This window comes from Actinomadura sp. NPDC049753, assembly GCF_040674655.1.
Lineage (GTDB): Bacteria > Actinomycetota > Actinomycetes > Streptosporangiales > Streptosporangiaceae > Spirillospora > Spirillospora verrucosospora.
The window spans coordinates 1-21,375 of sequence record NZ_JBFARL010000144.1; the positions used below are offsets into that span (position 1 = coordinate 1).

The following is a 21,375-nucleotide window of genomic DNA, read 5'->3' on the forward strand; positions in this document are numbered from 1 at the left end:
ACGCAGGATCCACGGCTACCGAACACCCGACGAGGTTTACGCTGACCTTTGCGGACAGGTCGATGCATTGATCCACTGAGACCGCCATCGTTTCTCAACACCTGGCCGAGGTGAGCCGCCTGGGACTGGGAAGTCGGACTCTGGTCGTGAGTCTGTGCTCGGGCACCCACAGGGCGGGGGTTAAGTCCGGCGTTGGGGGCGAGATAATCGGTGTGGTACGACCGGGGGTTTGCCGATGACTACGGAATCACTGCAGGAGCCGCCGCGGGAGTCGCCGGCTGGGCCCAGGCTCGGCATCGAGGTGGGGGCGCAGGGTACGTGGCTGGTGGTCGAGCTGCGCGGTGAGCTCGACCTGTTCACCGCCCCGGCGCTGGCGGATCGCGTCGAAGCGCTGATCCGCCAGCCGTCCTCGCCGAGGATCGCACTCCAAGTCTCGCAGGTGGGCTTTTGTGACTCTGCGGGGATCAACACCTTCGTGCGGCTGTGGAAGCGCGCCGGCGCCGCCGGCAGGGAACTGGTGCTCCTGCGGCCGCATCCGCGCGTGGCCCAGGTGCTGGCCATGACCGCCCTGGACCACTACCTCCCGGTGCACGACACCCTTCCCGCCTGACCTATCTGGACCGAGACTGGCCTCGGCCACACGGCGAAGAACGGGATGAGCGCCGCCCTGCGTCAGCTTCGCGGCCGTGTCGCCGACGTGGGTGTCGGGAGAAGGTGCGCGGTGCTCTTGCGGGGCGCATCCGCGGCGTTCACCGAGCCGCAGCAGAACCCAGACCAGCCCACCCTGGCCAGACGAAGTCGGACACCACGTGCGCTGTCTCACACGCCACTAGGGAGCAAATCGGTCTTTGAGGGACATTTGCCTCCAGGGAGGGATTTCCCGGGTTCTCGGCGGTAGGGGTTCCAAGACAGAGGAAGGAAAAAGATGATTACAGAGCAACAGATTCCCAGAGTGCTGGACCACCCGCTTTACGATGAGCGCGGCAGCAAGGTCGGCGACGTCAAGCACGTCTTCCTGGACGACCGGACCGGCCGCCCCGAGTGGCTGGGTGTCAAGACCGGGATGCTGGGCGCCAAAGAGACCTACGTGCCCGCCCAACGGGCAGAGTGTGTCTCCGACCATGTCGAGGCGGGATACGAGAAGGACTTCATCAAGCAGGCGCCCGACGTCGACCTCGAAGCCGGGGGCCAGCACATTCCCTCGGCCGAGGTGCAGCAGCTGTACCGCTACTACGGCATCGGCTCAGGCGGCCAGGAGCCGGCCGGCGCTCCCACGGAGGAGGCGCCTGGGCGGGCACACGAGCCCGACGACGCGATGACCCGCTCCGAAGAGAAGCTGCGCGTCGGCACGGAGACACGGGAGTCGGGCCGGGCCCGACTGCGCAAGTACGTGGTCACCGAGGAGCAGCAGGTGACCGTCCCGGTCAGCCACGAAGAGGTCAGGGTCGAACGCGAGCCGATCACCGATGAGAACCGGGACGCGGCGATGCGCGGGGAGGAGATTACCGAGGCCGAGCACGAGGTCGTCCTGCACGAGGAGCGGCCGGTGGTGTCCAAGGAGACCGCCCCGGTGGAACGGGTGCGGGCCTCCAAGGAGACCGTGACCGAGCAGGAGACCGTCGGTGGCGAGGTTCGCAAGGAGCGCATCGAAATGGAGGAGGACGACACCAGCCAGCGGGGCCGCCGCAAGCGGTGAACCGGACCAGCCACCAGCCACCACACGACGGCATCCACTCACCCGGCCACCCCGACGAATGGGAGGTCACCCAGCAAACCAGCCGGTGATCTACCTGCCGTACCCGGCCGGTCGCACCCGCCCACCAGCCTCCTCTCCCATCCGGCTGTGGATCCGGCTGTCCCGCCCGTGTCGTGGCCGCACGCCCCCGCGGGCGAAGCCCGCGGGGGCGCGACGTGCAGGTCAGCTGCCGGTCTGATCGTCCAACTCGGCCTCGGGAGCGTTCTTGCGAACCGACTCGATCCCCTTAAGTGCCGACGCCTTGCTCTCATAGGCCTCGCTGGTGGCGATCACCTGGCCATTGGTGGCGACCAGGTTGAAATGGAACTTGCCGCTGGTGCCCTTCTTCAACTGAAACTTGCCGGCCATCTCTGCTCCCTTCGCCGAACCCAGCGCGCATCATGTGCGCTTCACCGGGGGTATGCCTGTGATCGCGGCGAGTACTGCCCCTTGGGTCCTGCTTTATGCGCCGATTTCCCGACAGGGCAGGTCCCGGCTGCAACATCCCAGGTCGGGCCCCCTGCAGGAAGCGCAGCAGGGTGGGCCGTTCAGGCCAATAGGTGTTCCGTGCCCGGCTGACTTGGGCTGGGCGGTGGCCGCCGACTGGGCAGTGCCCCATGCGTGGCCGTGCTCACCGGCATTGAATCCGGCCCTACCGTCGGCTCTGCCCGGACCGCTCATGGCCGACTGCTCATGGCCGGCTCCGCCGCCTCCGGCTCCTCCTACCGGGGCCGACAACGTCGGAGCCCTCCGTTGCCGTGCGGGTCCAGGGCGCGGGTGGCAATCTTGAACAGGTATTCGGCGCGCGGGTGGGACAGCCGGCCGCGGCAGGTGGCCGGGCAGATGTCGGCGGCTGCGGGGGCGCGGAGGCCGGAGATGGGGGCGCGGCGGTCGGCCAGGAACACCGGCCCGGCTGTGCGGCCCTTGAGGAGGCGGGCAGCAGGCGGGCGGTGCCGGTGGCCCAGTGCACATACTCGGTCGCGCCGCCCTTCGAGATCACCCATGACCGCCGGAGTTCCAGGTCCAGGTCCTTCAACGTTTAGCGAGAGGATCTCTTCGGCGCGGGCGGCGGTCTCGTACTGCATCCGCCACAGCACCCGATCGCGCAGCGCTTGCGCGTCGTCGGCCAGCAGCGTGTCCAGCCGGGCGCGGGGGATGGAGGGGTCGCCGCGCCGGGCGGTCTTACGCCGGGTCAGCCGCCGGGCCGGGTTGGTGGCCAGGAGCTTCTGGCGCTGCGCCCAGGTGGTGAAGGAGGCGAGCGCGGACAGGTGTCAGTTCGAGGTGGCGGCCGCCGCGCCGTCCCACCGGTCCATCACCGCGGCGAAGTCCTCGGGTGCCAGTTCGGCGACCGAGCTGGCGCCGGCGGCGACGTCGATGAGGCGGGCGAGGGTGTCGTCGTAGCTGGCGCGGGTGGTGGCGGCCGGCAAGAGTCCAGGTAGCGGTCGACGCGGCAGCGAGGGTCGCCGCGTCGTGCGGGTCGGGTCGGCCGGGGAAGGCGACGACGGACACAGCGGGGACCACCGCAGGCCGGTGTGACACATAATGCTGCCGAGTCGCTCGGCGGCGAACTGGGCGGACGCGGTCCGACGCCCGTCAGTGTGACAGGTAATGCAGGTTCTGTGTCGCACCGGCGATGAGAGATCAGGCCAGGAGTTCCTGGAGCTGAGTCCCGAGGGCCCTCCGGCCTGACCGCGGGGTTTGCGGCGTCGTTTGCGCCCTTACGAGGAGGCGAATGCGGTGGTCACCAGGGTGTCGAAGAGTTCGTCGAGGTCGCCCGTGCCCCATGGCGTGGCGGCGACGGCGAGTTGCCTGCGTCCGTCCTCGGTGGTCCAGCAGGAGGCCTGGTAGCCGAAGATGTCGCCCTCGTGGCCCCAGAGCCGGGTTCCGTCGGCCAGGAGCTTGGTTTGCAGGCCGAGGCCGTAATCGTAGTCTCGGCCGGTGGTCCAGGCGGTGCGCATCTGGGCGAGTTGGGCGGGGCGGAGCAGCCGGCCGGTGAGTAGCGCTTGGTAGAAGCGGTTGAGGTCGGTCGTGGTGGTGACGAGCTCGCCGGAGGCACCCGCGACGGTCGGGTTGAGCTTCACCTGCTGTCCAACGAGGGCTACCTCGCCAGCACCGGCGACCGCGCGCACGCCCCCGGCCTAGACGGCGACGCCGAATGGCTGGCCGCACAGCGGGCCTGGCTGGATGCCCAAGCAGCCCGAGGTGCTCGGCCTGCTCGCCCTCGTCCGGCTGCACCAGGCCCGTGCCACCGCCCCCCTTCGACCCTGCCGTCGACCTGGTCCCGGTGCCCGAGCAGGACCGCGCTCAGTGGGACCACGCAGCCATCGCCGAGGCGACCCGCCTCCTCGAACGCGCCGTCGCCCACCGCCCCGCCCGGCAGAACCAGCACCTTGCCTGGAACTAGCCCACCGCGACCGCGACCCAAGCCAGATCCAAAGCCCAGCGTCTGTCGACCGATCCCTGCAGCGGCCGAGACCTGCCCACTGCGCAGCCGGCCACGGCCATCATCGACCGAAACGAACCTCAACGCCCTCCCGCTGATTTCTGCGCTCATCCTCATCGCGGGTCAAGCCCAACGCTCGGGCGGCTGGATCAACTTCGGGCCTGCGAGTGGAACGCCCGCGACCGGCCGCAACGGATCGTTGGTTGGGCAGGGGTGGCGGTGACTGGGAAGTGACCGGGCTGATAGCGCAGAGGGGGAGCGTGGGCTTGTCCAGGCGGATGTCGCCTCTCACGGGAACATCCGCGAACGGGAATCTCCCTTCAAGGAGAACGACCATGAATACACCTACGCGTCTGGGCATAGGGGTGCTCGCCGTGGCAACCAGCTGCACGCTGGGGACCGCTGCGCCTCACAAGGCGCAGGCCGCTCCGGCCAGCCCCACCTTGGCGCCCGCCATGGGGCAAGCCTCCCCGGTCCGCAATTTCTATCCGCGGGCGCGGGCCCACTACTCCGTGCCGCTGTACGCCGAACGTCGGCTCGACAGTCAAGTGGTCGGCGGCATCGTCGCGGGCTACGACTACGAGGTACGTCCGGGATGGGAGAAAGGCGCGGCCTTCCCCGACGGGTACTGCGGCACATCCGGGACTGTCAACGACAATTGGCGCCCGCTGCCCCTACCAGGCGGCAGGACCGGTTGGACCTCGACCATGTGCATCTAGTGACCTCACCGCCGCGGCGTGCGGCCCGTCCGGGCCGGGCGTGCGGCCTGGGGGCCGGTCCCGGCCCGGCCGTCCGCGCGCCGCTAGACGCTAGAGAGCCGCTCAGGAGCCCGTGAGCCGCTAGCGCGGAGCCGCTAGGTCTAGCGAGGAACGTCATTAGGGCGTCCTCGGGCCGCTAGAGGACGTCTCAGCGCGGAACCCGTCGACGCCAGCGGCACCTCGATGGGCAGGGTGACCTACGGGATCTGCGAAGAGTGCGGGTTCGGCGTCCTCTACAAGATCTCTTTCCCGCCGGACCAGCGGTTCTGCGGGCCCCGCGCGCTGAACCAGTTCGAGACCCGCCACCCCGGCGGGACGTGATTCACCTCCGGGCAATACTCCTGCACTCAGCTCCTCGCGTGCCGAATCCTCCAGGCGTCCGACAACGATCCGTTGCGGCCAGATCCGGGCGCGCTCAGCGGGGAGGGACTGGTGAACGCCGGGTGCGGTGAGCGCGTCTCTACGGCATGGGCGAGGCAAGGGAATACGGGCGCGGGATCGAGCGTGCGCTAGCGGTAGCGGGCGGCTCAGATCGCGTTACTGGTGATCGGTGTCGCGGTGACGGTCCTGGCGGTGTGGGCGCTGGGGCCGGGAAGGGCTCAGCTCCGGACGTTCGACCGCGTGGCGGCGATCGCGTCAGCGCACCGGTCCTCCAGCAGCGCCCGCCACGCGGCGATCTCATACCGCCACGCGGACCGGGCTGAAGTGACGCGGTGCCCGGTGGCGGAGAGCTCACTCGCCGCCTCCCGGAACGCCGGTCATCCTGCCGGTCATCCGACTGATGCCCGCCGGTCACCCTTCTCCGTAGCGTCATCTTCATGAACACCACGAAGAAGTCTCCCGAGCGCTACCGGAACGCCGTCATCTCCCACGCGATGATCCGCGGTGCGAAGGAAGCCCTCGCCTTCTACGAGAAGGCGTTCGGCGCCGAAGTGATCTTCCGTATCGACGCGCCCGACGGCACCCTCGGACACACCGAGATCGCCATCGAGGGGTCGACGCTGATGCTGAGCGAAGCCCACCCGCCCTTCGTCGCGCCGGACGAGCACGGCTCCAGCGTCGTGCTCCACGTCTACGTCGACGACGTGGACGCGGTCGTCGCGCGCGCCGAGTCCGAAGGCGCCGAGATCATCGACCCGCCCGCCGACGCCCCCTTCGGCGCCCGCGCCGCGATCCTGCGCGACCCGTTCGGGCACACGTGGGTCTTCCTCACCCACATCGAGGACGTGCCCGACGACGTCCTCGAACGCCGCATGAACGCGCACTCCGACTAGCGCGGTGAGCTGGAGTTCCAGGTGAGCCGGGTCGGACTCGACCTCCAGCAAGAAGGTTTCATAGATCGGACCGGCGCCGAGGCGCACGGAGCGGCCACACCCACCCACCACCTAGTTCGGCTGACCTGCGAACCACGCGGGGGCCTGCCGCTGGCCTGACACGATCTCTCCTCGTCCGGGCTGTCTCTTGCCGCATTGGCCCTCCCCGCCAGCCCCAACCTCACCAGGAAGACCGCCGCCGGGCCATCTCACCGAATCTCCAGCCGTTCTTCATGAGCGGTGCGCCTTTTTGCTCCTGGTTGAGGTCAGGGCTGCATCTCTTAGAGAAGAGGCTCCACCTGAGAAGGCGGTACATCCAACCTGCGGGCATGAGCGACGGTGCTGAGCTTGCGGAAGCCGAGGATGAAGAGGCGGCGGAGGCTGCGCCCAAGGAGAAGAGCTGGGAAGCACTGGTGGTCCTGCTGGCCAGATTGCGCCCGGACTGGGGCGCCCGCCAGCGATCGCCGAGCGGGTGGGGTAGGCGGGGGAGCGCCCGCTGCTGCCGTCGGCCCGCGGGCGCGCCGTCCCCCGTGCGTGGCGCCTGCCGGCCCGAGTCTGCTCCCCATGTGTTCATCACCATCGATGCCAGAGTCCCGGTCGGGGCGGCCCAGCCGACCCGGCGACGGCGGTGGGGGTGGCGGAGGTGGCGGCCCAGGCCAGGCGGGCGCTCATCGGCCGCAGGTCCTCGTCTGCGCGGCCCAGATGAACCGCATGAGCGGGCCGGCCTGAGGTTCCGCGATCGGGCAGAGCATCCGTGCGGCGCCAGGCGAACAGAGCACGGGACAGCCGACGGTTGCGGCCATCGCCAGCCCCGATCAGCGCACGCCGCAGCCCGACCTTCTTGGGGACGCGGTCGAGTCGACCATGTTCTGGGCGCTGACCTCGCCCATCCGCTCGTAGCCGAGCAGCTGCTCGGCCGTCAGGTCGTAGAAGTCGCTGCGGCGTTTGAGCACGCCGTCCTCGGCGAGCTTCTCGATCCAGACATCGCCGACGCCTTCCATGTCGGCCGCCTGGCGCGACGCCCAGTGCATCAGCCGCCGCGTCGCCTGCGCCGGGCACTGCAGGTTCACGCACCAGCGCTCCTCGCCGGTACCGCCCGCGGCGGCGATGCGGGCCGTGTGCTCGGAGCGGCGGTGTGTCCGGATCACGCAGGTGAGCTGGTCGATCTCAAGCGCGTACTCGACGGCGGTGCTGTCGGGGACGTTGGTGTCGGACCAGCCGATCGGGTCGACCTTGGCCACGGTGAGGCCAACCTGCATCGCGACCTTCTTGTACTCGGTGTTGTGGTAGCGAACCTGCCGCCCGGCGCCATTGCGATGCGCGAAGGATCCGGCCGCCTGCACGACTACGTCACCGACCCGGCCCCATGACCACAACCGGCACCGGGCCTCGACAGACCGGCGGCCGCCTGCGATAAACGAACCTGGCCGTCGTCAAGCGAGTAATGGTGTAATCATGGAAACTCTCTTCGAGCACGCCGGCGGGCACGAAGGCCTCCGCAGGTTCATCGACCTGTTCTATTCCAGCCTCCTGGCCGACCCCCTGCTCCAGCCCCTCTTCGGGGAGGGCCAGCCGACCCACGTCGATCGCCTGACCGCCTTCACCGCCGAGACTTTCGGCGGCCCCGACACCTTCACCCGCGAGATGGGCGGCTTCTCCCACCTCATCGACGTCCACCGCCATTTGAAGATCACCGAGGAGCAGCGGCTCCGGTTCGTCGAGCTGTACATGGCGGCCGCCGACGCCGCCGGGCTCCCCGACGACGCCCCCTTCCGGCAGGCGCTGCGCGAGCACGTGGAGTTCGGCACCGAGGTCGCCATGCGCAACTCCCACGCCCGGACCGACGACGAACTGCACCCGCTGCGCGAGGTCCCCCACTGGGACTGGCCCACCCCCTGACACCCAGCGGCCATGGGCGTCCGGAACACGGTTGGTTATCGTGACCGCATGCCAGTTTGACGTTAGAGACACCGTGGTTCTCCGCGGCCCCACGCCCCGCCGCCCCCCGGACGACTTGCGCCCTCGATCGCCTGGCTGCTGCCCGTTAGCCGTTCATGCTGGACGTCTACGCGCTGGGTTCAAGGACCAGGCCTGCGCCCTCCGAAGACTCACGTCAACGCCATCGCCGTCCCCCGCCATGTCAGAGGATGAGTCCGCATGATGGCCACGAGCATGACGGTGCCGTAAGTGGAGTTACGACGCCGAGGTAGAGTGGACGCCCCACCCGAGGCGGTGGCCACCCGCCGCGACCCGTGCTCACCGGTCCGCTCCAGCGAAGATCAGCCGAGCGTGAACGTTCTGGCGCGGATACGGCGCTGGCTGGGAGGGTGAGCCTCATGGAGGACTTGAGGGACGCCGAGCGCCGACTCCAGGCCGCGCAGCTCGCTGGAGATGTCGAGGCGCTGGATCGGCTGCTGGATGATCGGCTGCTCTTCACCTTCGGTGCGAACGTTCAGACCAAGGCGGACGACCTGGAGGCGCACCGCACTCGGGCGCAGGTGTTGACGAGGGTGGCTGAGGAGGAGTTGACCGTGCTCGCCGATGGGCGCACCGGGGTGACGTGGTTTCTCGGCACCGTCGAAGGGACCGTCTCCGGGACGCCGTTCGCTGCCAGGATGCGCTACACCCGTACTTGGCTACACGACGAGACGCACGGCTGGCGAATCATCGCCGTGCACGCCAGCACGACCGATTGACATAGCCGACACGTTTTAGGGCGAACCACCACACAACCGTAGACGGCGGTACGAAGCTGTTTTCGAACCCCCTGCGGGGCTGATCAGCATCGCGGGGTGGCCGACGGGCCCTCCCGCAGTTTCATCGGCTTGTTGGTACGCATGGACCGCTGCCGTTGGTGGTGGGAGTCCAGCCGCAGTTGGGCCCCGCGGCGGCGGGCCGCGCGGGAGCGACCTGCGCCGCCTGCACTGGTGCAGAGGACTCCAGAGATCGCCCAGGCCGAGGTATCTCGTAGAACCTTGACGTCAAGGCCGCGGCCTCAAGCGGTGTTGGCCAGCGCTGTGGGCCTGGTGCGAGTTCGTCAACGACACGGGGAACACCTGGTACTACGTCCGTCCGGAGCCGCCCGCGGGGGAGTACTGGGATCCGGGCTGGATCTTCTCCGGGAACGTCACCGGCGTCCCCTCGGGGATCCCCACGTGCTGAGCACGTCCTAGGGACGCGCATGATCGGATCGCGACCGCCGGCGGGGGCCGCCCACAACAGGCGGCTCCCGCCGGCGCCGCCGGTTTCCCATCCGGGTGTCGCCGACGTCAGGTCTAGGCCGCGGCGCGGGCAGCAAGAGTGCCAGACCGGTAAGGCGACCAGGATCTCGTAGCGCCGGACGTTGTCATCGGCCGTGACAGGCGGTCGCCGAGTCGGTCGTATCCGCGCAATGCTCCGCGCGACCAGGACGGCCAGGCAGCCCCAGGGGCCCGCGACCTGGTACCACTGCTGCGGTAGGCGTCGGATAGCGAGTGGCGGTCGCGGCCCGCGAACTTGGCCACGACCGCTTCCTCGTCGGCTGCCTGAACAGCGCTCACCTGCAGATGTGGCGGGCCCGGGTCACCAACCGGGCGGGCGGCCCGCGCGCCACCCCGGAACCTGAACCTGAACCAGAACCAGAACAAGGGTCCGCCAGCGGCGGACCCTTGTCGGGTGGGCCAGGTCACCGACGGCTGACCTGCACGGCGGCGATGTAGCCGCCGAAGAGGCAGGTCAGGGTGATGACCGGGATGGGAATGGTGGCGACGGTTCCGAAGAAGCCGATGGCGACTCCGAGGAACACGCCGAAGGCGACCCCCCCGAGGAGGAGCCGAGTGACAGCGGAGACGCCCACCGTGGGGGTTGAGCGCCGGGCGGCCGTTGTGCCGGGTTCGTCGGTCCAGTAGACCAACGCCCTGTAGAAGGCCGCGCCGATGAAACCGCAGAAGGCGCCGATGCAGGCATCCGTTGCGGCGTAGAGGCCGAGGAGGTCGAGGCCGATGGCCTGGACGGTCTTCACCATCTCCCCGAGTCCGTAGTTGCCGTAGCGGGCGCCGAGGTCGGCGACGAAGCCGAGGAACCTCAGGACGGCGAAGCAGCATCCGATGAAGGCGCCGCAAACGAGCCCTGCTCCAACGGCTCCGATTCCACCCCGATAACGGCGCCACCACGCGGCGCCGGTGGTCCGGAGTCCACGCATGTTCATGTTGCCCCCACTTTGGATGGACGCACGCGTCGAACGCGAACGTCGATGGTTTGTACGTACGGTCGTGCTGGGACGGACCTCGACATGAACTGTCCAGCGTTCAGCCGATTACGCACATTGGGGGCGAGCCCGGAGGCAACAGGGCAGGGAGAGTTCCCGGGCGGCGGCGGTCTCGGTGACGGGCAGGGCACCGGTGGCGCCACGTGGCCCGGCCCGGGCCAGGTGGCGCCACCGTGCCGCTGACCGCCCGATGGCCTCCTTTCAGAACGGCGGCATTGTGGCAGCTGATCATGACGCATTCCCCGCGAGCCGGCCGACCTCCTGGAGCGAAGACCACGTTCCCTTCGACGCCCTGATGGGCATCGGGCGACGCGACGGAATGACCTCGTTGCTCGACACCCCGTACTTGCTCGAAGAGTGGGGTATGCCAGCGCAACTGGTATTGCTCTCTGGCGATGGGCACTGTTGGATCGGGCTCGACTACCGCATTTCCGGGCGAAGTGGCGAGCCCTCGGTCACATGGTTCGACACTGACTTCGACGGGAACTCGGAACCCATCACGAGGTCGTGGTCTTCACCGCGCGGGAAGGCGGACGCGGAGATGCCCGACTTCGGGTCCCCGACGTCGGCGGGGAGGGCACGATGTGGTCCCACAGCCGCGCATCGTTACACGTCCGGCCGCCCATAGCCGCGCTGATCGGTGCCGTTCCGCTGTCGGCTGCGGCCATCGTTGGCGCCCGCTCCTGCGCCGTCGCGCTAGCCGATGCGCCTCAGTGCCGGTGCAACTGACCGTGGCCCTGATCGCCGGGGCTGAGGACACCGATGAGGACCGGCTCATCTTTTGGCGCCGGCGGCACGGGTTCAGCCCGGTGTGCGGCCGAGCGGAACTGATGCATCGCCCGGCGCGGTAGCTCTCGGCTGCGTTCCGTCGACTGTTGGGGTCAGGGGGTGATGGTGATGTAGAAGGGGTCGCCGTCCAGGACGTGGTCGTTGTTTCTGAACTGCTCGATGAACTCTCCGGCGGCGCGGTTGTGTTCGGCGTCCAGGGCGCGGACGGCGTAGTCCCACACGGTGTTGTTGTCGACTCGGGCGGCATTCTCGTAGGTGCTGGCAAGGGGGTATTCGTCGCATTGGCGTTTCTGTCCGTTGGGGCCTTTGGTGTAGTTGAGTCCCCAGTTGTGCTGGCAGACCCGCCGGATCTTGCGGCGGGAGGCGTCCTTGGACCGGGTGGTGTCGTAGCGGGCGACGAGGCGGGTGAGCGGCTTCTCCCCGACCTTGCCGGGGACCTTCTTGCCGACGATGCCGGGCTTGGTGAGGGTGATGTCGGTCTGGGCGTCGCGGATGAGCTGGGCGGACTCGGCGAAGCGGGTGTCGGTGGCGCGCATGCGGATCTCGGATGAGACGTGGTGGAACACGCAGCGGGGGGTGGTGGCGACGTAGTCGGCGAGGTCGCAACGGAAGTACTCGGGGGTGAAGCGTTCGGAGGTCCCGCCGAGGGGGCCGGTGAGGGTGAGTTCGACGGTGAAGGTGAAGTAGCCGCGTTTCTCTTCTTTGTAGAGGTCGTCGGGAACACGGTGGGTAGTGCCGGTGCGCTGGGACCACAGCGGGGCGCCGCCGCGGTCCTGCCATTGCTGGACGGTCAGCTCGGTGCCGCCGGCGGGTTCCTGGGGCTCGCGTTCGCAGACGCTGTCGCGGGTGGTGTCGTGGTTGGCGCAGACCATGTTGATCCGCAGCCGGTCGGTTTTGCGGGTCAGGTTGTGGTCGGCGAGGTGGCGTAGCCGGACACCGAAGTTGATCTGGGTCTGGCGGGGTTGGGCGATGCCGATGAACTCGATCGCCACCAGCGACCGCCCCTGCTCGTAGACGACGCCTTGCTGATTGCGGGCCAGGTACACGAGGGGGCGCTGTTCCCGATAGCACATGCTGAACCGGTTCTTGAACCAGTAGTGCTCATTGCCGCCGTGGTTGGCGCATTCGTCGAAGGTGACCGGGTCGTCCGCGGGCGCGCGCAGGTGGCGGCCGGTGCGGGGGATGGTGGTGACGGCCCGGTAGCGGCCGTCGTGGCCCAGCCGGTGCAGCCGGGCCCCGGTCGGTCCAGACGCCAGGGCGCGCCGGAGCTCCTGCGCGCGGCGGCGCGGCGGCGCGAGGCGGCCGGCGGAGCCCAGCGCCGGGCTGGCCGCGTGGTGGCCGGGTTCGGGCGGCCTCGCGAGCTCCGCGGAACCCGCGGCAGGCCCGGCAGAGGGCCGTCCAGGGGTGGGTTGTTCGGGGGAGGACTGGGGGGCGGGATGCTGTACCGCGTCCGCTGGGAGGGCGGGGACCAGTGTCACACACAGTCCCAGCACGATCACACCGGCGCGCCAGGCGGGGACGTCACGCATGAGCTCTCCAACAGGCCGAAGACGACGGGCAGAAGGTGGACGCGGAAGCAGAGACGAGCACGGCGGGCCGCGGCGTGGGGCGCGGCGGGGCTCGGCACCCCGGCGGGGTCAGGTGATCATGTCGAAGGTGCCCCAGCCCCAGCCGATCGCGACCGGAGGCCGCAGGGTGGCGGCGCCGTCCAGGCGGCGGGTGTTGAGGTAGGCCCACAGCTCTCCGTTGACCTGGCGGGCCAGCACGTCCTCGTAGCCGTCGCCGTCGGCGTCCGCGAGCAGCAGGTAGTCGACCTTGTCGTAGGTGAACCACTGGTCGCCGCTGACCTGGATCGGCGGGGCGCTGGACCAGGTGTTCTCCCGGGCGTAGGCGCGGTTGTGCGGCGACAGGAACAAGGTGCCGAGCTCGAAGTTGTGGTGCAGCAGGTCCGGGCCGTCGTCACCGGACCACTCGGTGGCCATCAGCCAGCTGTCCAGGGCGTGCTCACCGGCGCGCTCGCGCTCACCCCACGTGCCCACTCCCTGGAAGGTGCGGCTGTGGACGTAGACGTAGGTGCTGTCGTCGCCGTCGCGGCCCCACCGCACCACCAGGTCGTCGAACCCGTCCAGCGTGACGTCCTGGACGATGATGGTGCGCAGCCCGCCCCACCCGTGGCCGACCACGACCGGGTCGCCCCACGTCTGGTCCCCGCGGAAGGCGCCGGTGTGCGGATACACCAGCAGAACCCCGTCGTCGGCGCGGCGTGCGATCACATCGACCCAGTCGTCGCCGGTGACCTCGCCGAGCCCGATCCAGTCCATGATCTGCCACCCGTGCCCGGCCACCACCGGGGTCGGCCAGCTCCCGGCCCCTTCCCAGCGGCCCACGTGCGGGTAGACCAGCAGCTCCCCGGTGCCCGCCTGCCGCGTCACCAGATCGGGCCAGTCGTCCCCGGTCACGTCCTGGGCGCGCGAACCGGTGTTCTGCGCATGCGCCACCACCCGGCCGCCCGACCCCGGTCCAGCCGGTGCGCCCAGTCCCGGAGGCCTCGCGGTTCGTGCGGCGGCTTCCGTCGGCGCGGCCGCCGCCATCGAGCCCAGCACGCAGCAGACCAGCCCGGCGGCAACCCACGACCTCAGTCGACGCATGGCAACACTCACCCGTCCTCGCCGCACTCCTGGCTCCAACCACAATCCGTTACTAAAAGCTGATATCTCATGACTCTAAGTGTCCATATCTCGCAGGGGTGGCCGAGGTGGCATGCGCAGTGCTCCTTGAACGGGCGGGGTGGTACCGACACCGCACATTGTTCGCCCATCCGCTATCGCCTCGGTCGCCTCCCGGTCGCGCGGCCGGCGTTTTCCTTAAACCTGGTGTGACCAGGAAGTGACCAGGGAGATAGCGCGTAGCAGAACCGTGGCTGCATGACTCGAAACACATTGCAGCGACGAGCTGCAGCGGGCCATTGTCCGGACGTCGAACCCGCCCGCGCGCAGATTCGGTTCCCCTGTTCCTCCGCCCCCGATCCCCAAGGGGCACCTGACCGTATTCATTTCCAGGAGTGACTGCCCGATCGCTCGTAGTGGTGCTGTATATCCGGGTAGATCGGGAGGGGCGGCTGAGCTCCGAGAGAAGCCGGCCCTGTCGGGACAACGGTGGTCCACACTCGGCGGGTGTTATCGCGGGCCCATCCCGAGCCATCAGCTCCCCCTGACCCCAACCAGATCGGGGCCGCGCCGTGTTGCCGAAACGAAAGAGCCGTGAGCGCCTCACACACGTGCGGAGAAGCCCTTCAAACAGCCGCCGGGGACCTGCCAAAAGCGTGCCGGGAAGGCGATGACCGGGGTGGCGGGAACAATTAGGCCTGATCCAGCCAGGCGCATCGAATACGGCCCCTCACATGTGAGGGGCCGTCGGGGTTGCTGCGGCGGGGCTGTGCGCCCCGCGGCATCGGCTACTGTGCGGTCGCCTTGATGAGGATGATGACCCAGAGGACGAGGGCCGCGGCCCCCGCTCCGATGAACAGGGTGTTCTCCCCGTGGACGCCGGCGATGATCAGAAGAACGGACCCGGCGATACCGGCGCGGGCGGTGATCTTCATCGAACTCTCCTTTGCGGGCCGGACGATGCGACGGCTTTGCCGTCACGATCCTTGACCGTACGGAGAATCCGGTGCTCTGGCTTGCTAGGTACTGCGAACTCCTGATGACTTCTCAAGGAACCTCGTGAGGGACCTGCACAGCCTCCTCGCGAAGCTAGCGGCAGGCCGTGCCAGGCATATGCAGCCGCCCCCTCGCCTGCTGGAGGAAGCGTCGCTGGATCTGGAGTTGGGCCGTGATGGGCTGGTGGTTGCGCGGCGGCCGCTGGGCAACGGGCGCGGGCATCTGCTGACGGTGGAACGCGGCGAAGACGGCGGTGACGCGCCCTGCTCGTCGTCACGCAGTCCGCGACGGGTTGCGCTGCCTGGGCGACGAACGGTGCCGGCAGTTCATCCGCCGTCCACGGTGACCAGCCGTCCAACATTTGCTCGGCGATCTCTTCCACTCGGGCCCACTCGCCAGCACCTACGAGAACGCCGCCTCGCCTGGGTCGGGGCGCTGCGACAAGTCCCGGCCGGGCAGCGGCGCGCGCTCATGCTCCACCACAGGGCCGGCCATCCGGTGGCCGAGGCAGCCGGGGTGCCTCGGCCACCGTCTGAAGGAGAAAACCAACGAGAACACCAGCTGAGCCTTGCGTCAGCACCTCTTCAAGAACCAGGACCTGCGCACACGTGCCGAGACGGACCTGGAGGCAATCGCGGCCAATCTCAACGCGCCATTCGTCGCCACCGCCGCGCGGGCGGACTCAGAACCGGTAGCGGAGAATGCGGGCTCCTTGCCGCGACAGGGCCGTGCTGCGGGCGGTGAGACGGGTGAGCGCGCGTAGGGGTTGCGGGAACCGGGCTACTTCGGGTGCGCGGCTGAGGATCTGCTCTTCGATCAGTTCGAGGCCGGCGTCCCAGGACTCTGGTTCGTGTGGGTCGTCGAAGCCCTGGGCGGCTTTGATGCCGAGGGCCTTGATGGTCGGGTGGTACTTCATGGCCCAGGCGGCGAAGCGGGTGTAGCCGTTGAGCGCGAGCTCACCCGAAGGGAAATGGCCGGCCAGCGCGCGGGTCATCGACTGGAAGGAGTCGCCGGGCATGAAGGGGAGCAGCCCCTCGGCGACGATCATCGCTGGCCGGTCGCGGGGGATGGCGGTGAGCCAGTCGGAGGTGGTGAGGTCGGCTCCGACCAGGTGGGAGCGGCCGGGCAGGCATTCGGCCCTCAGGTGGATCACTTCGGGGAAGTCGATGTCGTACCAGTCGACGCCGGGCGGGGGATCACAGCGCAGCATTCTGGTGTCCAGGCCGCAGCCCAGGTCGAGCACCACGCATCCGGGGTGAGCTTCGATGAAGGCGCGGACGACGTCGTCGAGCTTCTTGGCGCGCAGTGCGGTGGTGAGGACGAGGCTGGGCTTGACCTTGAGCTTGTCGAAGTCGTAGTCGATCTTGCCGGCCAGGTCCGCGGACAGGGTGTCGCCGAGGATCGGGCTGGGCCGCCCGGCGTCCAGGGCTCTGGCGTGGAGAGTGAGCAGCAGTGTTTCCTGGATCAGCCCGAGCTTGGGTTGCCAGCGGTGCATGGGGATTCCTTAACGGCGTAGCGGATGACGGGCCGCGAGGTTCTGCAGCCATGTCAGGGAGTCGTGGGCGGCTTTGATGCGCTCGGTGCGGTGCCTGTCGCCGCCCGCGATGTCGATCCCTTCGTCGGCGATCTCACCGAACGCGCTCAGGCCTTCGAGCTTGCGCTGGATGACCTTCTGCCAGGCGTCGTCTTCGATGCGGTAGTAGGAGACGCGATCGCCGGGCCTTCTCACCTTCTTGACCAGGCCGATGGCCGTGAGGAACCGCATGTTCGAGGTGAGCGAGGCCCGGCTGGCCTGGATGACCTCCGCGATCTGCCCGGCGGACTGCTCGGCCGGGTCGCAGATCATGAGCCAGCCGAGGATGCGTCCGGTGATGGGAGGCAGCCCCCACTCCTCGACGCAGAAGGCGGCCACCCGCTCCACCCAGCGGAGCAGCCGGTCCTGCTGTTCCTCAGTGCTCATCGTCGCACCTCCGTTGTTGATCGTGTGGCGGTCACTCTGTCATGGCGGCCACCGTCTCGTAGGTGGGTGTCGGGGTGATGCCGGGGAGCCTGGTCTTGCGCAGGTAGAGGTCGAACCAGTCGATCGCGAGCGCCATCGCCTCCTCCAGGCCCGGGCCGGTGTAGAGGCCGAGCACGTCGTAGGGCAGCACCGCGAGCCGCTTGGGCTCGCCCGCTTTGGCGAAGGCGCTTTGCGCCTCCTCGAGCATGTGGTAAGGGTCCCAGCCGCCGTTGGCGATCATCAGCAGGGGGGTCGGCGCGAGCCGGTGGATGAGGTTCTCCGGCGCGAATGTGAGGAGGTGCTCGGCAGAGTCGAGGGTCTTCTCGTTGCGGTAGGTGGGGAACAGGCGGGTCGACATGTCCGGGGTGTCCTTCACGCTGTCGCCCTCCAACGTCAGGTGCGGCACGCGAGCGCTCTGCCCGCCTTCGTAGCGCCGCTGCCAGTCCTGCTGCAGTTGGTCGCGAAGCGCGTGGACACCGGCACGGCCCCGGAGGCGTTCCAGGTACCGCCATCCGTCCCACACGCTGGGGCTCTGCACGACGACGCACTTGATGCGCCGATCGAGCACGGCGGCCTGGGTCGCCACCGAGCCGCCGACGCTCACCCCCCACACCCCGATTCGCTCCGGCTGCACTTCGGGACGGGTCTGCAGGTAGGACACGGCGCTGCGGAAGTCCTCCACCTGCCGCTCCGGGTAGTCCAGGCCGCGCGGCTCGCCTTCGCTGGAGCCGACCGTGCGGTAGTCGATGGCCAGGACCGCGAAGCCGGCCTTGGTGAAGTACGGCGCGAAGAACGCCAGCGCCTCTTTGACCATCACCCCGCTGTGCCCGAGCACCAGCCCGGGGACCGGGCCGCTCGTGTCGGGCAGGTAGAGATCGCCCGCGCAACGGGTGCCGAGGCTGTTGAAAGTCACGTGTTCCACAGCATGCTCCGAAGTGAAGTGGCTAGTTATTTCAACTATGACTGAAATAGCTAGCTACTGCAACCTCCTGAGCCTGTCCGCGCTGATCTCCTCACTGCCTGGGCCCAGCACCAGGATTCTCTGGCGACCGCCCCGGCCTGGGCCTGGTATGGCGCGAGATCACCCGCTGCGGCGACCGCGCCGGCCCCTGCCGCCCGGCCGGACAAGCTAGACGCGGTGGTCGGCGGGGCCGTCCTTGGACATCACCAGGACCTCGCCGTTGGACGAGATCCCGCCCGCGTACGGGCGGGAGACGTCGAGGCTGGCCCCGACGTCGCGTCCCTCGCCGGGTCGTAATCCACCACGCGGCCCGGCTCGGAGATGGCCAGGAAGACCTTGCCGTCGGGGGACGCGGCGAGGTTCCAGATGAAGTGGTAGGAGTACGCGCCCACCTTGGACGCCGAACCGGTCAGGGTCTCGAGGCGGTAGAGGTCGGACTGGCTGTGCGTGCCCATGTCACCGCGATGGCCCGCCGGCCCACTGAAGTCGGCAGACGGGCTTACTCCGATCGAGCTGTGCCCACTCGCGAGTTCGATCGGAGCCTGCTCGCCCCCGAGATCTGCGCGAAGTCGCGGACCATGGTGCTGTCGGTACCGGTCGGCCAGAAGGGCGCACAGATCATTGGTGGCATGCCCGACACCGGCACTGCGACGACGTGAGGGTTGTCAGGACGCACCCCACCTACCGTCAGGTGGATCACATCGCCCTTGGCGACCAGGACGATCGCCTCCTCGAGCGACCCGGACCTGTGCCGGGGTGCCCGGCGCAGCGGGACACCGTCAGGAGTGGCGCGGGGGATCCACAGATCGGCGAGTTGCTGCCGCATGCTGCTCGGATACAGGATTTCGTGACCGGCCAGTTCCTCAACGTCGATGACGGCGCGCCGCCCCAGCGGGTGCCCGGCCGGCACCAGCGCCGCCCGCGCTTGGAGGAGCCACGCCGGACCGACGGCGAGGCCCATGGCCTCCACTTCCGCGGTGTCGGCGGGCAGCCAGCCGACGAAGACGTCCACCGGCCAGTCCTCCCCCCAGCGCGCCGGGTCGGTGTTGGGGTGCGCGGAACGCACCACGGCGCAGTGCGGCCGGGCCCGTTCGAACGCCTGGATCGGCCCGTCGACCACGGCGCTGAGCAGGCTGGTCGCAACACCGACACGCAGTACCTGGGTACTCGTACTCTCTCGTGCCTCGTCCAGCGCCCGTGTCATCCGTTCGTACGCGGGCCGTAGTTCGGCGTTCAGACGTTCACCCAGCGGCGTCAGCCGGACCTGCCGGCTCGTCCGCTCGAACAGCGGAGCGCCGACCCGGCGTTCCAGCGCGCGCACCGCCTGGCTCACGCGAGAGGTGGACACGCCCAGTCGCCCGGCCGCGCGAGTGAAGTGCAGCTCCCCGGCGACCTGCAAGAACGCCTCGATCTCACGCATCTCCATGTGCTCATTGTGTCGCCCCACTTCACGATCGTGCCGCTATCCGTCCTTGATCGCCTCTTCCGGCAGAGCCAGCCTGGAAGAACTATGGGACTCGAAGAACACCTTCCCAGCGGCTTCCTGCTCACGACCGTCGAGACGATGGCCGGCTGGGCGCGTAAGTCGTCGATGTGGCCGATGACCTTCGGCCTGGCTTGCTGCGGCATGGAACTCATGGCCGTCGGCGACCCGCGCCACGACTTCTCGCGGTTCGGGATGGAACGCGCCTCGGCAACACCCCGCCAGGCCGACCTGATGATCGTCGCGGGCCGGGTGAGCCAGAAGATGGCGCCGGTGCTGCGGCAGCTGTACGACCAGATGACCGAGCCGAAGTGGGTCATCGCGATGGGCGTGTGCGCCTCGTCCGGCGGCATGTTCAACAACTACGCCGTCGTGCAGGGCGTCGACCACATCGTGCCTGTGGACGTCTACCTGCCCGGCTGCCCACCTCGCCCGGAGATGCTGCTCGACGCCATCGTCAAGCTGCACGACAAGGTAGAGAACGGCAAGCTGGGCGCGCACCGCCGCGCCGAGGTACAAAAGGAGGAACGAGCCGTCCTCACAGCACTTCCGCTGGTCAACGAGCGCTCCGCCGCAGAGTGACCAGCGGGGCGCCGCTTTGGGGCCTGGTATTCCAACGACCGCATCCTCGGCGGCGACAGGTTCTTCGCGAGAACCGGCGGCAAACACCCGGGCGCACGGGACGGAGTTCAACGGCGGCGCCGGGTCAGCCGGGTAGAGGTCAAGCCGGATCTGGCCGAGGGAACGCCGGGCACCTGACTGGTCAGCGGACCGCGGCGGCAGAGCTGACCGTTGGGTGACGGCTTCCGCCGCCCTTTTCGGATGACGTTGAAGTCAGTGGGTTAGCTCCGTCCGCCTGACCGGACGGAGCACTCGCGAGCGGCTCCAGCCTCCTCTCGCTCACCATTTCGGCGGCGTGTTTCGTCAGATTCTCTCGGTCGCTCACACTGAACGGCCCGAAGCCGACCGCCCGGTCACCTGGCGAGATCCCGGATACAAGACCTCACCGCGGCGCGTCCCCCTTGCACACTCATTGTTGATGATCGTGTTCCCTGATCGCGGCCTCCACGAGGGCGCGGGCGGCCCAGGTCATAGCCTCCTGCTCGGCCTGGGGGTCGAGGCCGCGGACGTCACGCAGGGCTATCTGCGCCTCCCAGCCGATCACCATGGTCAACGCGGAGATGAGGCGCTCGTAGGAATGATCGCTCAGGGTGTCGCGCAGTGGTTCGCAGGCTTCCATGAGCCATTCGATCCGGCGTTGGCTGCGGCGTGGGCCGATCGGCTCCGGGGCGCCGTTCAGGGGCGGGTCGACGGTCAAGCGGATCATGCGGCGTCCCAGAGGGAGTGATTGTGGCGAGTGTTTCAGCAGTGTCTGGATGAGTGCGTCGACTCGGCCAGCCGGGTCGTCGGCGAGCGCTGGGTCGGACAGCGCCGCCTTGACCGGTGGTTCGTTGAGCGCGCCTGCCGTCGCGTCGACGAGCAGCTGGTCCAGGGCGGGGAAGTACATGTAGATCGTGCGGCGCGACACGTCGGCGGCGGCCGCGATCTCGTCGACGGACGGCGTCGCTCTGCCGGCGCTGAGGCGTACGGCCGCATCGACGATCGCCTTGCGGGTGCGGCGGCGTTGGGCTTCCCGGCCGCCGCCGCGGGTCGGCTTATCAGTGGTCATCGGAGTGCTGCGCCTCCTTGGTTCTGCAGGTCACAACCGTGTTGACGGCTTTTTCTTCATGAGTATATCGTTGTGCATCAGTTGCACATGAGTGCAACGACTGCACAGGACGGCAGGTTCTTGGGCGGCTGTGGCGATCCAGCTCGCGGCGCGGCTCAGGAGGTGCACGCACGTGCGGTCGCCTGAAGCGGCAACGCACGTGGCGGCAAGAACAGATGAACAGGAGCCGACGATGAAGGTGCTGGTGGCAGGAGCGACCGGAGCGATGGGCAAGGAGCTGGTGCCTCGTCTGGTCGATGCGGGGCACGAGGTGTTCG

22 protein-coding genes are annotated in these 21,375 nt (G+C 68.7%); 8 read left to right on the forward strand and 14 right to left on the reverse strand.

The features are described 5' to 3' along the window. Positions 1–235 precede the first annotated feature (235 nt). Together AB0K37_RS29360 and AB0K37_RS29365 are read left to right on the forward strand one after the other, a co-directional pair. Positions 236–610, forward strand: a complete 375-nt coding sequence (locus tag AB0K37_RS29360) for an STAS domain-containing protein (protein ID WP_363986479.1) — start codon at positions 236–238, stop codon at positions 608–610. Positions 611–952: 342 nt separating this feature from the next. Then, positions 953–1,696, forward strand: a complete 744-nt coding sequence (locus AB0K37_RS29365; protein ID WP_363986480.1) for a PRC and DUF2382 domain-containing protein — start codon at positions 953–955, stop codon at positions 1,694–1,696. Between the two features lie 222 nt (positions 1,697–1,918). Here AB0K37_RS29365 and AB0K37_RS29370 read toward each other — a convergent pair whose 3' ends face one another. The 3 genes from AB0K37_RS29370 to AB0K37_RS29380 all read right to left on the reverse strand — a co-directional run bounded on the left by AB0K37_RS29370 (position 1,919) and on the right by AB0K37_RS29380 (position 3,864). Continuing rightward, positions 1,919–2,104, reverse strand: coding sequence for a YegP family protein (locus AB0K37_RS29370; protein ID WP_363986481.1), 186 nt, complete (start codon positions 2,102–2,104; stop codon positions 1,919–1,921). Positions 2,105–3,006: 902 nt separating this feature from the next. Further along, positions 3,007–3,162 (reverse strand): hypothetical protein, encoded by a 156-nt coding sequence (locus AB0K37_RS29375; protein WP_363986483.1) that lies wholly within the window; start codon positions 3,160–3,162, stop codon positions 3,007–3,009. Positions 3,163–3,453: 291 nt separating this feature from the next. Then, a complete protein-coding gene (locus tag AB0K37_RS29380) occupies positions 3,454–3,864 on the reverse strand; it encodes a serine hydrolase (RefSeq protein ID WP_363986485.1) in 411 nt (136 codons plus the stop codon). Between the two features lie 113 nt (positions 3,865–3,977). Between AB0K37_RS29380 and AB0K37_RS29385 the strand changes: the two genes are divergently transcribed. From AB0K37_RS29385 to AB0K37_RS29395, 3 genes are all read left to right on the forward strand, one after another. Next, complete coding sequence (locus tag AB0K37_RS29385) at positions 3,978–4,139, forward strand: DUF6596 domain-containing protein (protein WP_363986487.1); 162 nt, start codon at positions 3,978–3,980, stop codon at positions 4,137–4,139. Positions 4,140–5,119: 980 nt separating this feature from the next. After that, positions 5,120–5,257, forward strand: coding sequence for a hypothetical protein (locus AB0K37_RS29390; RefSeq protein WP_363986489.1), 138 nt, complete (start codon positions 5,120–5,122; stop codon positions 5,255–5,257). Positions 5,258–5,754: 497 nt separating this feature from the next. Next, the gene (locus AB0K37_RS29395) at positions 5,755–6,210 is read left to right on the forward strand and encodes a VOC family protein (RefSeq protein ID WP_363986491.1); all 456 of its coding nucleotides are present in this window, start codon (positions 5,755–5,757) and stop codon (positions 6,208–6,210) included. Positions 6,211–7,064: 854 nt separating this feature from the next. Here the strand turns inward: AB0K37_RS29395 and AB0K37_RS29400 are convergent. Further along, a complete protein-coding gene (locus AB0K37_RS29400) occupies positions 7,065–7,508 on the reverse strand; it encodes a hypothetical protein (RefSeq protein WP_363986493.1) in 444 nt (147 codons plus the stop codon). Positions 7,509–7,704: 196 nt separating this feature from the next. Between AB0K37_RS29400 and AB0K37_RS29405 the strand changes: the two genes are divergently transcribed. Both AB0K37_RS29405 and AB0K37_RS29410 read left to right on the forward strand, forming a co-directional pair. Next, on the forward strand, positions 7,705–8,148 hold the full coding sequence (locus AB0K37_RS29405; RefSeq protein ID WP_363986495.1) for a group II truncated hemoglobin: 444 nt from the start codon (positions 7,705–7,707) through the stop codon (positions 8,146–8,148). Between the two features lie 437 nt (positions 8,149–8,585). Continuing rightward, positions 8,586–8,945 (forward strand): nuclear transport factor 2 family protein, encoded by a 360-nt coding sequence (locus tag AB0K37_RS29410; RefSeq protein ID WP_363986497.1) that lies wholly within the window; start codon positions 8,586–8,588, stop codon positions 8,943–8,945. 968 nt (positions 8,946–9,913) lie between these two features. Here the strand turns inward: AB0K37_RS29410 and AB0K37_RS29415 are convergent. The 9 genes from AB0K37_RS29415 to AB0K37_RS29455 all read right to left on the reverse strand — a co-directional run bounded on the left by AB0K37_RS29415 (position 9,914) and on the right by AB0K37_RS29455 (position 19,332). Then, positions 9,914–10,252, reverse strand: a complete 339-nt coding sequence (locus AB0K37_RS29415; protein ID WP_363986498.1) for a hypothetical protein — start codon at positions 10,250–10,252, stop codon at positions 9,914–9,916. 1,124 nt (positions 10,253–11,376) lie between these two features. Beyond that, positions 11,377–12,813, reverse strand: a complete 1,437-nt coding sequence (locus tag AB0K37_RS29420; protein ID WP_363986500.1) for a hypothetical protein — start codon at positions 12,811–12,813, stop codon at positions 11,377–11,379. Positions 12,814–12,921: 108 nt separating this feature from the next. After that, positions 12,922–13,782, reverse strand: a complete 861-nt coding sequence (locus tag AB0K37_RS29425; RefSeq protein WP_363986502.1) for a hypothetical protein — start codon at positions 13,780–13,782, stop codon at positions 12,922–12,924. Between the two features lie 956 nt (positions 13,783–14,738). Beyond that, complete coding sequence (locus AB0K37_RS29430) at positions 14,739–14,885, reverse strand: hypothetical protein (RefSeq protein WP_363986504.1); 147 nt, start codon at positions 14,883–14,885, stop codon at positions 14,739–14,741. A gap of 743 nt (positions 14,886–15,628) precedes the next feature. Further along, positions 15,629–16,441, reverse strand: coding sequence for a class I SAM-dependent methyltransferase (locus tag AB0K37_RS29435; RefSeq protein WP_363986506.1), 813 nt, complete (start codon positions 16,439–16,441; stop codon positions 15,629–15,631). Positions 16,442–16,450: 9 nt separating this feature from the next. Further along, a complete protein-coding gene (locus tag AB0K37_RS29440; RefSeq protein WP_258945744.1) occupies positions 16,451–16,906 on the reverse strand; it encodes a transcriptional regulator in 456 nt (151 codons plus the stop codon). A gap of 31 nt (positions 16,907–16,937) precedes the next feature. Next, the gene (locus AB0K37_RS29445; RefSeq protein ID WP_363986508.1) at positions 16,938–17,858 is read right to left on the reverse strand and encodes an alpha/beta fold hydrolase; all 921 of its coding nucleotides are present in this window, start codon (positions 17,856–17,858) and stop codon (positions 16,938–16,940) included. 251 nt (positions 17,859–18,109) lie between these two features. Then, a complete protein-coding gene (locus tag AB0K37_RS29450) occupies positions 18,110–18,361 on the reverse strand; it encodes a hypothetical protein (RefSeq protein WP_363986510.1) in 252 nt (83 codons plus the stop codon). Positions 18,362–18,405: 44 nt separating this feature from the next. After that, on the reverse strand, positions 18,406–19,332 hold the full coding sequence (locus tag AB0K37_RS29455) for a LysR family transcriptional regulator (RefSeq protein WP_363986512.1): 927 nt from the start codon (positions 19,330–19,332) through the stop codon (positions 18,406–18,408). An 84-nt stretch (positions 19,333–19,416) separates the two neighbouring features. On the opposite strand from AB0K37_RS29455, the gene AB0K37_RS29460 reads away from it, so the two are divergent. After that, on the forward strand, positions 19,417–19,971 hold the full coding sequence (locus AB0K37_RS29460) for an NADH-quinone oxidoreductase subunit B family protein (protein WP_363986514.1): 555 nt from the start codon (positions 19,417–19,419) through the stop codon (positions 19,969–19,971). 448 nt (positions 19,972–20,419) lie between these two features. On the opposite strand, the gene AB0K37_RS29465 is transcribed toward AB0K37_RS29460, so the two are convergent. After that, positions 20,420–21,058: a TetR/AcrR family transcriptional regulator gene (locus AB0K37_RS29465; protein WP_363986516.1), complete on the reverse strand. Its 639-nt coding sequence runs from the start codon at positions 21,056–21,058 to the stop codon at positions 20,420–20,422. Positions 21,059–21,375 lie beyond the last annotated feature (317 nt).

What these genes read in the sequence shown, in the direction of transcription:
- AB0K37_RS29360 (WP_363986479.1), top strand. Translation starts at nt 236, where the DNA reads ATGACTACGGAATCACTGCAGGAGCCGCCGCGGGAGTCGCCGGCTGGG.
- AB0K37_RS29370 (WP_363986481.1), bottom strand. Translation starts at nt 2,104, where the DNA reads ATGGCCGGCAAGTTTCAGTTGAAGAAGGGCACCAGCGGCAAGTTCCAT.
- AB0K37_RS29390 (WP_363986489.1), top strand. Translation starts at nt 5,120, where the DNA reads ATGGGCAGGGTGACCTACGGGATCTGCGAAGAGTGCGGGTTCGGCGTC.
- AB0K37_RS29395 (WP_363986491.1), top strand. Translation starts at nt 5,755, where the DNA reads ATGAACACCACGAAGAAGTCTCCCGAGCGCTACCGGAACGCCGTCATC.
- AB0K37_RS29400 (WP_363986493.1), bottom strand. Translation starts at nt 7,508, where the DNA reads ATGCAGGTTGGCCTCACCGTGGCCAAGGTCGACCCGATCGGCTGGTCC.
- AB0K37_RS29405 (WP_363986495.1), top strand. Translation starts at nt 7,705, where the DNA reads ATGGAAACTCTCTTCGAGCACGCCGGCGGGCACGAAGGCCTCCGCAGG.
- AB0K37_RS29410 (WP_363986497.1), top strand. Translation starts at nt 8,586, where the DNA reads ATGGAGGACTTGAGGGACGCCGAGCGCCGACTCCAGGCCGCGCAGCTC.
- AB0K37_RS29415 (WP_363986498.1), bottom strand. Translation starts at nt 10,252, where the DNA reads ATGGTGAAGACCGTCCAGGCCATCGGCCTCGACCTCCTCGGCCTCTAC.
- AB0K37_RS29420 (WP_363986500.1), bottom strand. Translation starts at nt 12,813, where the DNA reads ATGCGTGACGTCCCCGCCTGGCGCGCCGGTGTGATCGTGCTGGGACTG.
- AB0K37_RS29430 (WP_363986504.1), bottom strand. Translation starts at nt 14,885, where the DNA reads ATGAAGATCACCGCCCGCGCCGGTATCGCCGGGTCCGTTCTTCTGATC.
- AB0K37_RS29435 (WP_363986506.1), bottom strand. Translation starts at nt 16,441, where the DNA reads ATGCACCGCTGGCAACCCAAGCTCGGGCTGATCCAGGAAACACTGCTG.
- AB0K37_RS29440 (WP_258945744.1), bottom strand. Translation starts at nt 16,906, where the DNA reads ATGAGCACTGAGGAACAGCAGGACCGGCTGCTCCGCTGGGTGGAGCGG.
- AB0K37_RS29450 (WP_363986510.1), bottom strand. Translation starts at nt 18,361, where the DNA reads ATGGGCACGCACAGCCAGTCCGACCTCTACCGCCTCGAGACCCTGACC.
- AB0K37_RS29455 (WP_363986512.1), bottom strand. Translation starts at nt 19,332, where the DNA reads ATGGAGATGCGTGAGATCGAGGCGTTCTTGCAGGTCGCCGGGGAGCTG.
- AB0K37_RS29460 (WP_363986514.1), top strand. Translation starts at nt 19,417, where the DNA reads ATGGGACTCGAAGAACACCTTCCCAGCGGCTTCCTGCTCACGACCGTC.
- AB0K37_RS29465 (WP_363986516.1), bottom strand. Translation starts at nt 21,058, where the DNA reads ATGACCACTGATAAGCCGACCCGCGGCGGCGGCCGGGAAGCCCAACGC.